The organism is Streptomyces sp. 2-1, assembly GCF_048564895.1.
GTDB lineage: Bacteria > Actinomycetota > Actinomycetes > Streptomycetales > Streptomycetaceae > Streptomyces > Streptomyces phaeochromogenes.
In genome coordinates, this window is the sequence record NZ_CP183383.1 from 10,918,187 (window position 1) to 10,930,944 (window position 12,758).

Below are 12,758 nucleotides of genomic sequence, written 5' to 3' on the forward strand. Positions count from 1 at the left end.
GCGCCGACTAGTACCGGGGTACCAGATGGCGGGCGCGGTGGAGCGGGCAGGTCGGACAGGCAGGCCTCCGGAGGCTGGAAGTTCCTGTCTCCTACGAGCGTTCAGGCGCCGATCGCACGGAGCACGGCGTCGGCCATGCCCTTCTCGCCGTGCGCGTTCGGGTGGACGGCGGCGGCCGGGCTGCTGGGCTGGAGGGGCTCTATCCAGCGGGTCTTCTCCGCGGAACAGGCGTCGTGACCGACTGACGGGGAGTAGGTGTCGACGTACGTAGCTCCAGCGGCCTCGGCCTGCCCGCGCAGCATGGTGTTGAGCTGCTTCCCCTTGTCGTGGAGGTAGGTCGCGTCGCCGGGTGCGAGGGGCAGTTCCCTGCCGCAGCCTTTGCCTTCGACGGGCAGGATCGCCGGATAGCCGACGACGTAGACCCGGGCCTTCGGCGCACGCCGTTCGATCTCGGCCAGTGCCGTGGACAGCTTTCGGCTCGCAGTCCGGATCTTCTGTGTCACTTCGTCGGTGCCGCTGTCGGCGTACTGCTTCTTGCAGGGCGCATCGTCGGAGAAGAGGCGGTCGCTGCGGATCGCACGGTACATCGCACCCATCGTGACGCATTTCGTGACCGTCGAGCCGAAGCCGATGTCGTTGCCTCCGATGCCGAGGGTGACCAGCCGCGTCCCCTTCGAAAGGGCCGAAAGTTGGGCGGGGTTGATGCCGTTGGACGTCTTCTGCGGCGCGGTGAGGTCGGTGATCGTGGCGCCGCTGCAGGACACGTCACGGAAGTCGGCAGCCGTGACACCGAGTTGGCGTGCCACCACCGCCGGATAGTTGTGGTCGGAGCGGTCGCATCCGGCCGGGGTTCCGGACTGTCGGGGGATCTTCGGGCCGGAGGTGTAGGAGTCGCCGAGAGCGACGTAGGGCCCCGGCCGCGGTCGCTCGCCCCCGGAGCTCCCGTGGTCGTCGTCCGGCCGTCCGACGAGGACGGCGGTGAGCAGAACACCGCAGCTCACGATCCCGGCCAGACCTGCGCGTGCAAACGGTCCCATGGGTTTCTCCTGTCGTCGTCACAGATGACCAACTGCTGGGCGGACACCGCGCGCAGGGGACTGGGGGCGATGGGCGGTGGTGCCCGGAGCGGAGCGGGACCGGTAGGGCCGCCGGGGTGGTGGAAGGCTTGCCCGGATCACGGCGGGGAGGGGGTATTTGCGAACCTGCGGTCAACCTAAGTGGGGAAACACGCTTGTCGTCGGCACCGCGGGACCGATTGCGGCAGTGCCGAGTAGTACCGCGGTAGGAAGGCGCGTCGACTCGGGGCGGTCAAGGCCGGACAGGCCGGTCCCGTGTAGTGGGGCGCGCGCCGCTCCTGACCGGGCGGCGACAACGGCCAAGAGCTCGCGCCCTCGCCGGGATGGGCCCCTTGCGGGCTGCCGAAACGCCAAGCCGCGGCAGGGCTTGGCGTTTCTGCCATGAAGACAGTGTCAATCGGGGCGTTTCTCCATGGCGTCGGCAGGCGCGTCGGGCATCAGCAGGGCGTGGACGGTCCAGCCGCCCTCACGGTTGGTTCCGGCGGTGACCTCGCCCCGGTACAGGGTGGCGCGCTCGCGCATACCGGCCAGGCCCCGGCCGCTGCCCGTCCCGCCACGGCCTACGTGGGTGCGGGCCGGGCCGGTGTCCTCAACGGTGATGCGTACGATGCCGGGGTCGGCGGCGACGGAGACGTGGACCGAGGTGTCGGAGGCGGCGTACTTGACGGTGTTGGTCAGGGCCTCCTGGATGATGCGGTAGGCGGACAGCTGGAGCCCAGGGGTCAGGCCGGTGAGATCGCCGTGCGCGTACAGGGCGACGGTGGGGCCGGCGGCGCGGACCCGGTCGAGCAGCGCGTCGAGGTCGGCGAGGCCGGGCTGCGGAGCGAGCGGGGCGTCGTGCGGCCGGCCCTGACCTTCGCGGTCGTCGCCGATGACGGCGAGCAGGCGGCGCAGTTCGGCCAGGGCGTCGCGGCCGCTGGCGCTGATGGTGCGGAGGGTTTGGGCGCCGCGTTCGGGCTTGGTCTCGGTGAGGCCGGCTGCGCCGTCGGCGAGGCCGACGATGACGGCGAGGGTGTGGCCGAGGATGTCGTGCATCTCGCGGGAGACGCGGGCGCGTTCCTGCGCTGTGGCGAGACGGGCCTGTTGGTCGCGTTGTTTCTTCAGCGCGTCGATGTAGGCGTAGGCCAGCCGCAGGAGCAGGCCCAGTGCCGCGAACGCCACTACGGCGACCATCACCATCAAGGTCACGGGCTCCGGACGCGTGACGTACTCCAGCTGCTGGCCGCGCCAGAAGAAGTAGGCCCGTGCGACGAGTTGTACGAGGGTGACGCCGGTGGCGACCGCCAGTTGGCGTGGGCTGCAGTGACGGCCGACATTGAAGAGGGCGACCACCCGGGCGAATTCGGCGCCGGTCAGCACGCCCAGAGGAAGAGCCACGACGGAAACGGCCGTGGTGAGGGCGAAGACCAGCATGGGGCGTCGGTCCCGCCACAGCAGCGGGATGCAGAAGGCGAGGATGATCGGCAGCTGGGGGTCGCCGACGTTGTGGGGATTGGTGTAGGCGTCGCTTCCGACCGCGAAGCAGAACACCGGGACCCCCCACTGCCGGACCCAGGGACGGGCCCGGTCGGCCCGACTCCAGGAGGAGAGCCGGGAGACGACCGAGACGATCACCCGCTGCTCGGGATCGCTCGCCAGGGTCTGAAGGAACTGGCGCTCGTCCGGGCGTGGGGCGGGAACGGGGGCACTGGGTGCGGTCACGGGACAGGTCCTTCGCGATGTCGGGCCGCCCGCCGGCCCCGGGGGATCGGGCCGACGGGCGGGGCAGGGGAGACGGCCGATGAGAGTCGGCCGCCACGTCAGGAGCCGGTGCGGAAGCCGGTGCTACGGCTCGCTCTCGTCAACTCCTGCGCATCGGGTTCTTCAGCAGCTTCCTGCGGGCCGGCGCCTCCGACTCCGCCGAGTCGGCAGGGGTTGTGGCCTCGCCGCCCCGTGCGAGGCGCTGCTTGAACCTGGACAGTCCGCGTGCCTTCCCCGCGGCCCGCTGGGCAGGTACCGGCGTGTCCGGGTCGCCAGAAGCGTGGAAGCCGGTGAAGGCGTGGGCGGCGCCGTGGCCGTCGGAGCCCGCGTTGACCCCGGCGGCGACGCCGGCGAGTACGGGTTCAGGAGCGGGGTCCGTCTGCTCGGCTTCGAGCGCGTGGCGCAGTTTCTCGCCCTCGACGTCGACGTTCGGCAGGACCCGGTCGAGCCACTTCGGCAGGGTCCAGGAGCGGTGGCCGAGCAGGGTCATCACCGCGGGGACGATGGTCATCCGGACGACGAAGGCGTCGAAGAACACGGCGGTGGCGAGCCCCAGGCCGATGGACTTGATCAGAGCTTCGTCGTCGAGGAGGAATCCGGAGAAGACGGAGACCATGATGACCGCGGCGGCGGTGACCACCCGGCCGCTGTGCCGGAATCCCTGCACGACGGCCTGTGTGGGTTCGGCACCATGGACGTACTCCTCCCGCATGCGGGAGACGAGGAAGACCTCGTAGTCCATGGCGAGTCCGAACACTACGCCGATCAGCACGATGGGCAGCAGGCTGACGATGGGGCCGGTCTGGTCGACGCCGAAGAGATCCTTCAGCCAGCCCCACTGGAAGACCGCGACCAGGACACCGAGGGTCGAGACCACGCTGAGCAGGAAGCCGAGGGCGGCCTTGAGCGGGATCACGATCGACCGGAAGACCAGCAGGAGCAGGACCAGGGCCAGGCCCACGACGATGGCCAGGTAGGGGATGAGCGCGTCGGAGAGCTTGGTGCTGACGTCGATGTTGACGGCGGTCAGGCCGGTGACCATCAGGTCGGCGCCGGTGTCCTGGTGCAGGGCGGTGCCATGGCCGCGGATCTCGCCCACGAGGTCCTTGGTGGCCTCACTGGTGGCGGCGCTCTTGGGGACGGCGCCGATCAGGGCCACGTCGCCCGACTCGTTGAAGGAGGGAGGACGGACGGCCGCGACATCGTCGAGCTTGCCCAGCATGCTGTACGCGCTCTTTGCGGCTGTCTTGGGATCGTCGCTGTCCCGGGCGTCGACGACCACGGTGAGCGGGCCGTTGAAGCCCGGTCCGAAGCCCTTGCTGAGGGTGTCGTAGGCGATGCGCTGGGTGCTGCCGGGCGGCTTTCCCGAGTCGTCGTTCAGGGCCATCTTCAGGGACATCGTGGGGATGGCCACCAGGGCCAGGCCCACCACCGAGACGGCGAGCACCTTGACCGGGTTGCGGGTGACGAACCTCGCCCAGCGCACCCCCGTCGACTCGCCCTCGCCGCGCTCCAGCGCCTTCATACGGCGGGTCAGCATCCTGCCCTTCATGATCCGCATACCGGCGAAGCCGAGCATGGCGGGCAGCAGGGTCAGCGCGATGACCACGGCGACGGCCACGGCGAAGGCGGAGGCCAGCCCCATGGAGGTGAGCATGGCGATGCCGATGACGCTCAGGCCGCTCAGCGCGACGATCACGGTCAGACCCGCGAATACGACCGCGGACCCGGCGGTGCCCACGGCACGTCCGCAGGCTTCCTCGGGTTCGTGGCCGTCGCGGATCTCGTTGCGGTAGCGGGAGACGATGAACAGGGCGTAGTCGATGGCGACGGCCAGGCCCAGCATCAGTGCCAGGGTCGTGGAGGACGAGGCCAGGTCGAAGAAGTGGGTGGCGAGCGTGACGGACAGGACGGCCGCGGCCACCCCGAGGATCGCGGTGAGCAGGGGCAAACCGGCCGCGATCATCGAGCCGAAGGTGATCACCAGAACAACGGCGGCGACCCCGACGCCGATCAGCTCGGCCGCCTTGCTCGCGGCCTTGTCCTTGACGGCGTTGCCGCCCAGGCTCACCTTCAGACCGGCCTTCTCGCCCTGGGCGACGACATCGGTCTGGACGGAGTGGGCCGCGCCGCTGACGTCGGCCTCGGCGACCTTGTAGGACACCTGGGCGTAGGCGATGGAGCCGGACCTGCTGACCAGGCCGCTGCTGAAGGGGTCGGAGACGCCCGACACCTGCGGCGACTTCTCCAGCTTCGCCACCAGGGACTCGACCTCGGCCTTGTTGGCGGCGGAGGTGAGCTTCTGCCCGCTGGGCGCCTCGAACACCACCCGCGCGGTGGCGCCGTCGGCGGAGGCCTGCGGGAACTCCTTCTGCAGCAGGTCGATCGCCCTCTGCGATTGCGTGCCCGGAACGCTCAGGGCCCCGGAGGATGTGCCGGGCGCACTCATGACGCCGATGCCGATGGCAGCCAGGACGGCGACCCACAGCATCACGACGAGGCGTCGTCGCCGGAACGCCAGTCGGCCGAGCCGATAGAGGAAGGTGGCCACGGATTACTCCCACCAGAAGAAGAGATCATTGGGTGAGCTGGGCCTGACTGACCCGCGATCTCAACCTAGGAGCGGTACCGGGCGACCATCCCGTACCGCGGAACGGAATCCGGCGGAAGCGGCTAGTACCGCAGTACCACTGACTTCGGAGCTCCCCGGGATCGATCCAACCTGCCTTCACCGTGAGTCTGTTGTCCGCACAGTCCCCCAAAAAGCGCTGTGGCGCGGGCGTCCATCACGGTGGCTGCACGCGGTGTGCCATCGTCCTCGTCGTCGGCAGGGACGAGGCCCGAAACCGAGTACGTCATCGCAGTGCGCGAGCCAGGACGCCCCGGTGGTCCAGCACCCACTGCCAGGCAGCCTGGACATCCGTGACTGCGCCGGCGTCTCGAAGGCCGATCATCGCCCGGTCACCCGCCTGCGCAGCAGCCTCGATGCCGCGCCAGCACCTGTCCTGCCACCACAAGACGGCCGGGACGAGGTCATCCCGATCGGCCAGCCCATAGGTGTCGGCGACCAGCCGCAACCGCCGCGCGCTTTCGTCGATGTCTCTCACCCCTGGCCCGAGACCGATGTACTGCCAGCACACGTGGGCGACATCGTGAATACGTGCGCCCGGGGCCGCCAAGTCCCAGTCGATGAACGCCACCGGGCGCAAGGCGCCGCCGACTGATCGGTAGACCGTGTTCTTCGGCGAGAGATCGTTGTGACAGACGACCTCCTGTGACCCGGCCAGTTCGGTGCCTGCCGTCAGATCATGGAACTTCCGCACGAGCCGGGTGACCAGCAACAGACTCTCCTCGGAGCCCACGGCTGACGGCTGCTCCCGTTCCCAGGCCACGTGCCCGTCAAGGTAGGTGAGAACCTCACGCCCGTCCTCATCGAGACCCAGGTACCGCGGTGCACCGGACCAGCCACGGGCCTCAAGCAACCTCAGCAGTTCGGCGACGAACTCCGTCCTGGCTGACACAGGGCGGCGCACCGTGGCACCGACCCGTACGACGTGATTGACGAAGCCACCCGGCAAAGAGGATTCAGACATCCCTCCACTCTGAATCATCGTGGTCCCCACCACAGCCGCCGATCGCGTCGTGCGGCGGCGATAGGTGACCAGGCGCGATACCGCGGCGAGCAGAACGTGGAGCTCTTCGCCGACATCGGCCTGCTCGTCCCACGCCTGTCCGGTGTCGCCGCACACGGGATCGTCGGCGTCATGGGCGGCGCCCTCATCACCATGGGGTTCCTCGTTGACGGCAGCTTGGTCGCCCCGCTCGTCTGGCCGATCTGCGCCGCGATCACCGCGCGGTTCCGCCGTGACCCACACACTCGCGCTGACCCGACAGCTCCGGGCCGCGCTCACCAACCGGGAGTTCAGCTCCCAGCGCCCTACTGTCGTCCCCATGACGGAGTCAGTGGCAGCGCTCATCCCCGCCCACTACCTCCTCGGCCACCACCCTCGCCGTGTCCCGCGACGGCCGGGGCCGACACCCTGACCTGCCCGGTGTCGGCCCCGGCCTCCCCGACGACGAGCGCAACGTGTGTGCCGTCAGGGGGGAGTCGGCCGGTTAGCCGATGACTCGCCCCAGTTCGATCCGGTCGATGTTGGGAGCCCAGGCGCTCGCGTTCCCGAACGTGACCTTGGTGGAGCCCTTCTTCAGATCGACCGGGACGCCCACGGTCCAGTAGTCGTCCCAGCTCCAGGTGTTCTTGAAGGTGACCTTCTGGGGAGCGGAGGTCCCCACTGTGATGTCCGCCGTACGGGACATGATGTCGGTGTTGTAGGAGTGGCCGTTGTCGCGCCGGTCGTTGTGCGCGTAGTGGACGACCAGCATGTAGCGGCCGGACTTGGGCGCGTCCACCGTGAACTCGGCAGTGCTGGAAGCGCTGTTGCCGAGCCAGCCGATGTAGGAACCGGCGGAGGCGTGGGCGGAGTCGACGAGCTTGGCGCCGCCCGCGAGGGTGGCTGAGGCGCCCTCGTAGGAGAGGGTGCCTGATGTCGAACCGGCGCCCGAGACGTCGAGGGAGCGGACGGAGGCTCCCTTGGCCGTCATCGCGATCCGGTTGTTGCCCGCCACGAGGTACAGCCGCAGGGCCCGGCCGGGTGACGCCGTCACCTTCTCACCGTGCAGTTCGAGCTTCACCGCCTCGGAGGCGCGCGACACCACCGTGTAGTAGCCGTCGCGCGGTGCGTAGGCGTCGAAGACCGCCTTGTCACCGGAGCGCAGGACCAGGGCGCCCGTGCCGACCTCGGCCGAGGAGGAGTAGTCGTACGACGGCTTGCCGCTGATGTCGGCCAGCGTGGCCTCGTACGACGCGGAAGGCGCGGCGCCGGTACGGGCGGTCAGGTCGATGCGGTCGAGGGTGACCTCGGCGTCGCCCTTGGCCAGCGTCAACACATGCCGACCGGCCGGGAGTTCGATGCCGACGTCCTTCTTGGCGCGGTAGGTCCAGTTCTCGGTGGAGGGATAGGAGACCGTGACCGGGTCCCCGCCGTCGATCGAGAGCTTCTGCGTGGCCGGTGTCCCGGACTGGTTGCCGTACAGGATCGCCAGGTCGTACGTCCCGGCCGAGGGCACGTCCACCGTGAACTCGACCTTGCTGGAAGCGGTGTTGAGCGAGCCGACGTCCTTCGTCCCGGAGGCCGCGTAACCGTTGGCGTTGCTGACCGTGCCCTGGGTGTAGACCTGGCCTCCGGTGATGGCCGCGTCCTCGGCCTCGTACGAAGCGGACCAGGGGACGGAAGCGGTGGACGGGGTGCCCGAACCGCCGGGGGTGAGGGCGATCCGGTAGGCGGACATCTTGTGCATGCCGCGCAGCGGGACCGTCACCGAACCGTCGGCCGCCACCTTCACCTTCGTACGGGTGAGGACACGCGGAGCCGCGTGCTGACCCTCGTAGCCCGACCAGGCGGACTCGGCGACGGTCGCGGTGACCGTACGGCCGAAGACGGACCGGGAGACGTTCTGGACGACGACGTCGGAGTCACCGGCCGAGCCGCCGAGCAGGACCTGCGCCTGGCGCCGCTTCTTGTCGTACGAGGCCAGACCCTGGAGGGTGTCGATGGTGTTGGCCTGCGGCGGGGTCACCTTGACGGTGTTGCCGGTCAGTCCGGCGTACCAACGGAAGAACCACCAGCCGCCGTTGGGGATGTTGGAACGCACCACGTTGCCGTCGAGGTTGCCGGCGGCGTCCCAGTAGGCCTGGTTGGCGTACACCTTGTTCCGCTCGAACATCGAGACCCACTGGGCGAGTTGCCCGGGCACGGACAGGTCGCGGCGATTGGCGTACTCGTCGATGTTGATTTTCAGCGGCGCGATGCCGAGGTTCTTCTCGATCGTGCGGTAACTGTCGTAGTTCCCCTGGAAGTTACGCAGCGAGCTGGAGTCCAGCTCGTGCCAGGTCATGATCTGGGGAAGGACGTTCTCCCGCTTGGCGAAGGCGAGGAAGTCGGTCAACAGGCGTGTGTGATAGCCGGATTCGTTCGGACCGGCGATCCTGGCGTCGGGGTCGATCGCGCGGATCCGCTCGTACACCGTCTTCCAGTCCTTGAAGAACCGGTCCCGGTTGATCTCGTACTGCGCCTGGTTGGAGGTGCCGAGGTTGTACCAGATCTGGTCGGGCTCGTTGAAGGGGATGTAGACGAAGCGTTCGCTGTTCGGGTCGGCCGACACCTCCTCGACGATCTTGTCGACCTTGGGGAGGTAGTCGTCGATGCCGAGATCCTCGTACGGCCACTTGGAGTAGATGTCCTGCATCATCACCAGGATCTCGCCGCCGCCGTTGCGGAAGAACGACTTGGAGACGGTGAGCGCGTCGCCGTTGGGGTGCTGGGCGCCGCCCTCCGGCTTCTGCGAGACGCTGGTGATCTTCAAGGGCGCCAGCACGGCGTCACTGGGTACGCCGTCGTCGCTGAGCCCGTACAGGGTGCCGTTGGCGCCGTGCATCACCGGGCCTTCGGACGCGTCGAGGTCGACGGTGACGCGCTGCGGGTCGGCTGCGGCGGTCGCGGTCCCCGCCGCGGGGAGGGTGCCTGCCATGGCGGTGACTCCAAGTACGGCTGTGACAAGGGCGGTTCTGGTGCGGGACCCGGTGCGGGATCTCGTACGGGTGGGGGTGCTCACGCTGTTGGACCTCCAGTCATTTGACGGCTCCACTGGTGATTCCGGACACGATCCTTCGCTGGGCCACCAGGAAGATGGCGACCATGGGCAGGCTCATCACCACGACGTACGCGAAGACGAGATGCCAGTTGTTGAGGTAGAGCTGGGCGCTGGCGACCTTGTAGAGGTTGAGCGGCAGGGTCGCCTTCTCTCCGCCGCCGAGGACGAAGAAGGCGTAGAAGATGTCGCTCCAGGCGTAGAGCATCACCATGATCGTCGCGGTGGCGATGACCGGCCTGAGCAGCGGCAGGATGATCTGCCGGAAGACCCGCAGCGGCGTCGCGCCGTCCATCCGCGCGGCCTCCTCCAGCTCCACGGGGATGGCCCGGATGAAGCCGGTCATGAAGAAGATCGACGTCGAGAGGTACATCCCCGTGTAGACGGCGATCATCCCGGGCCGGGTGCCCGCGAGCCCGAGCTGCCGCAGCTCCATGACGATGGTGATGACGGCCGGCGGCAGCAGCAGCCCGCTGATGCAGAGCGCGTACGCCGTCGAGACCAGCTTCGACTTGCGGCGCGCGAAGACCCAGGCTGCGCCTGCCCCGAGGATCAGCACGAGGGCGACCGAAGGCACCACGACCAGCAGGGAGTTGAGGAAGCCGCGCAGCATCTCGCCCTGGCTGACGGCGTCCTCGTAGTTGCTGGCCGGCTGCCACTGCCGCGGCAGGTCCAGGTTGGGCGTGATCGCTTCGGCCTGCGGTTTGGCGGAGGTGACGGCGACCAGCCACAGCGGTACGCCCACGGCGAGCCCGGCGATCAGCAGGACGAGCGCCGGACGGCCGTAACGCCAGGCGGGGTGCACGGCGGACGCGCGACGCACAGCGGACACGGGAAACGCGGCGGACGGGGTATTCGCGGTGGTGCTCACAGCAGTTGCTCCCTTCGGCGCAGTCCGATGACGAGGGGGATGGCGACGGCGACCACGACCAGGAAGAGGACGAGGCTCATCGCGGAGGCCTGGGCGTACAGGCCCTGTCCGAAGATGCGGAACATGTAGATGTTGAAGACCTCCGTGGAGGCCGCGGGCCCGCCGCCCGTCGTGGCCTGCACGATGTCGAACGTGTTCATCGAACCGATCAGCGCCGTGGTGACGTTGAAGGTGAGCGCGGGCGCCAGCATCGGCCAGCGCACCGACCAGAAGGTCCGCCACGGCCCGGCCCCGTCGCACTTCGCGGCCTCCAGCATCTCGCCGGGGATGCCCTTGAGACCGGCCAGATAGATCAGCATGGAAAGGCCCATCCACTTCCAGCCGTGAATGACGGTGACCAGGACCAGCGTCCAGGTCGTCGAGCCGAGCCAGGGGATGTTCGTGCCGAGGAGTCCGTTGACGGCGCCGTCCTGGTTCAGCAGCGCCTGGAAGACGTAGCCGGTGGCGAGCGCCGAGATGAGCACCGGCAGGAAGAAGACGGCGCGGAAGAACCGGTTGAACCGGGAGTCCGCCTCCAGCAGCAGCGCCAGCACCAGCCCGAAGCCGTTCTGGAAGACCGCCGCCAGCAGGGCGTACACCAGGGTCGTACGGATCGCCCGGAGCAGTGAGCCGTCGTCGGCGATGGTCTTGAAGTTGTCGAGGCCGGTGAAGGCGATGTCCGCGTGGTACGAGGACCAATTGGTGAACGGGTAGTAGAAGTTGAGCAGGTTCGGCACCAGGAAGAAGGCCGCGAAGACGGCGATCGCGGGGAGCGCGAACCACCAGGGGTGGTGGACGGCGGCGCGGGGCAGCCGTCCCACCCTTCTTGCCCGTCCCTTGGCGGGCGCCGGTTTCTGCGTGCGCGTGCGTATGGCCGTGTCCGCCATCGGAAATTCCTGCCCGTCGGGTCGGTCGGTCTAGAAGCCGGTCGCGCCCTGGGCCTTGGCCACCTGGGCGAACTGGTCCTGGATCGCCTGCGCGACCTGCTGCGGGCTCTTCTTCCCGTAGAGCATGTCGGCGAGGTACAGGTGGGTGTCGGGCGCGACGATCGCCTTGGCCTGGAAGACACCGATGGCCGTCGGCAGCGCGGCGACCTGGTCCTTCGACGCCTCGGGAAGGCCGTCGGGGGTCGGCACGGACGGCTGCACGGAGGGGATCTTCATCGCCTTGATGTAGTCGGGGTAGTCCGGCCCGAGCCAGAAGGCCATGAACTGGCGGGCGGCGTTCTGCCGCTTCTCGTCACCCGTCTTGAACGCGACCACGCCATTGGTCTGGTCGGGGGAATACATGCCCGTCGCGGAGGAGTTGGCGATCGGGAACCAGCCGATCTTCTTGTCGATCTCGGCCGTGGAGTACTTGGCCTGCAACTGGCTCTGGAACGAGGTGACGTTGAGGACCATGCCGGACTCGCCCTTCCAGAGGGAGTCGGCCTGCCCGGTGAAGGTGCCGGTCTTGTAGTTCTTCTGCGCGAGCCCGGCGTCGAGCAGCTTCTCCTTGTACTTCTTGATGGCGCCGACGACGACCGGGTCGGTCCACTTCTCCTTGTTCTGGTTGAGGTCGGCCCACCACTGCTTGTCGAGGTCGGTGAGCTGGACCTGCGTCTGCCACTGCAGCGGCCACTTGTCGCCGCCTGCCTCGTAGAAGCCGGCCGCGTCGGTCTTGTCCGTGATGGTGCTGCCGAGTGCCAGCAACTCGTCGTACGACTTCGGGAAGTCCTTCTCGGTGAGCCCGGCTTCCTTGAAGACGTCCTTGTTGTAGTAGACGCCGAGCATGGAGGGGCTGGTGACGATCGCCGCGTACCGCTTGCCGTCGATGATGCCGAGCGACTTCTCGGTGTCACCGAGCTTGGACTCCCACTCCTCCCCGTCGAGGGCCAGGAGGTTCTGCTTCGGCTGGATGAAGGGCAGCGTGGAGATGGACGGCTGCCAGAACATCAGGTCCGGCTTGTCGCCGGAGGCGAGCTTGGTCGGCACGTTCTGCTCGTACGGGTCGGGGATGGCCTGTGCCTCGACCTTGGCGCCGGTGGCCTTCTCGAAGGCGTCGATGACCTGCTTCGGCGCGTTGATGGTGTTCTGCGCGGTCCACATGGTCAGTTTCACGCCGTCCAGGCGTGCGGTCGGGTCGACCTTCGTCTGCTTGCCGCCCGGGTCGGAGGAGGAACCGGAGTCGCCGGCGGTGGGGTCGCTGCACGCGGTGACGGACAGAGCGGCGGCGCATATGAAAGCCAGCGCGGGCAGGGCTCTTCTCTTCATGGTGTGCCTTTCGCGAACGGGCTCAGGTCGGCGGATCGGAAAGCGGTCCAACTGAGGAGGTGCGAGCGGGCG

8 protein-coding genes are annotated in these 12,758 nt (G+C 68.4%); all 8 read right to left on the reverse strand.

Annotated features, from left to right (window positions below):
• Window positions 1-101: 101 nt before the first annotated feature.
• The 8 genes from ACN20J_RS47730 to ACN20J_RS47765 all read right to left on the reverse strand — a co-directional run bounded on the left by ACN20J_RS47730 (window position 102) and on the right by ACN20J_RS47765 (window position 12,686).
• Window positions 102-1,037, reverse strand: coding sequence for an SGNH/GDSL hydrolase family protein (locus ACN20J_RS47730; protein ID WP_419668557.1), 936 nt, complete (start codon window positions 1,035-1,037; stop codon window positions 102-104).
• Window positions 1,038-1,469: 432 nt separating this feature from the next.
• Window positions 1,470-2,777, reverse strand: coding sequence for a sensor histidine kinase (locus tag ACN20J_RS47735; RefSeq protein WP_419668558.1), 1,308 nt, complete (start codon window positions 2,775-2,777; stop codon window positions 1,470-1,472).
• A gap of 139 nt (window positions 2,778-2,916) precedes the next feature.
• Window positions 2,917-5,367 carry an MMPL family transporter gene (locus ACN20J_RS47740; RefSeq protein ID WP_419668559.1) on the reverse strand — a complete coding sequence of 817 codons (2,451 nt, stop codon included), beginning with the start codon at window positions 5,365-5,367 and terminating at the stop codon, window positions 2,917-2,919.
• A 304-nt stretch (window positions 5,368-5,671) separates the two neighbouring features.
• Complete coding sequence (locus ACN20J_RS47745) at window positions 5,672-6,793, reverse strand: phosphotransferase (RefSeq protein ID WP_419668560.1); 1,122 nt, start codon at window positions 6,791-6,793, stop codon at window positions 5,672-5,674.
• Between the two features lie 139 nt (window positions 6,794-6,932).
• Complete coding sequence (locus ACN20J_RS47750; protein ID WP_419668561.1) at window positions 6,933-9,404, reverse strand: CBM35 domain-containing protein; 2,472 nt, start codon at window positions 9,402-9,404, stop codon at window positions 6,933-6,935.
• 100 nt (window positions 9,405-9,504) lie between these two features.
• Window positions 9,505-10,347: a carbohydrate ABC transporter permease gene (locus ACN20J_RS47755; RefSeq protein ID WP_419669084.1), complete on the reverse strand. Its 843-nt coding sequence runs from the start codon at window positions 10,345-10,347 to the stop codon at window positions 9,505-9,507.
• A 44-nt stretch (window positions 10,348-10,391) separates the two neighbouring features.
• Window positions 10,392-11,321, reverse strand: a complete 930-nt coding sequence (locus ACN20J_RS47760) for a carbohydrate ABC transporter permease (protein WP_419668562.1) — start codon at window positions 11,319-11,321, stop codon at window positions 10,392-10,394.
• Window positions 11,322-11,351: 30 nt separating this feature from the next.
• On the reverse strand, window positions 11,352-12,686 hold the full coding sequence (locus ACN20J_RS47765) for an ABC transporter substrate-binding protein (protein WP_419668563.1): 1,335 nt from the start codon (window positions 12,684-12,686) through the stop codon (window positions 11,352-11,354).
• Between the last annotated feature and the right edge of the window lie 72 nt (window positions 12,687-12,758).

Coding starts and splice junctions, on each gene's coding strand:
- ACN20J_RS47730 (WP_419668557.1), bottom strand. CDS start 1,037: ATGGGACCGTTTGCACGCGCAGGTCTGGCCGGGATCGTGAGCTGCGGT.
- ACN20J_RS47745 (WP_419668560.1), bottom strand. CDS start 6,793: ATGAGCGCTGCCACTGACTCCGTCATGGGGACGACAGTAGGGCGCTGG.
- ACN20J_RS47750 (WP_419668561.1), bottom strand. CDS start 9,404: ATGGCAGGCACCCTCCCCGCGGCGGGGACCGCGACCGCCGCAGCCGAC.
- ACN20J_RS47760 (WP_419668562.1), bottom strand. CDS start 11,321: ATGGCGGACACGGCCATACGCACGCGCACGCAGAAACCGGCGCCCGCC.
- ACN20J_RS47765 (WP_419668563.1), bottom strand. CDS start 12,686: ATGAAGAGAAGAGCCCTGCCCGCGCTGGCTTTCATATGCGCCGCCGCT.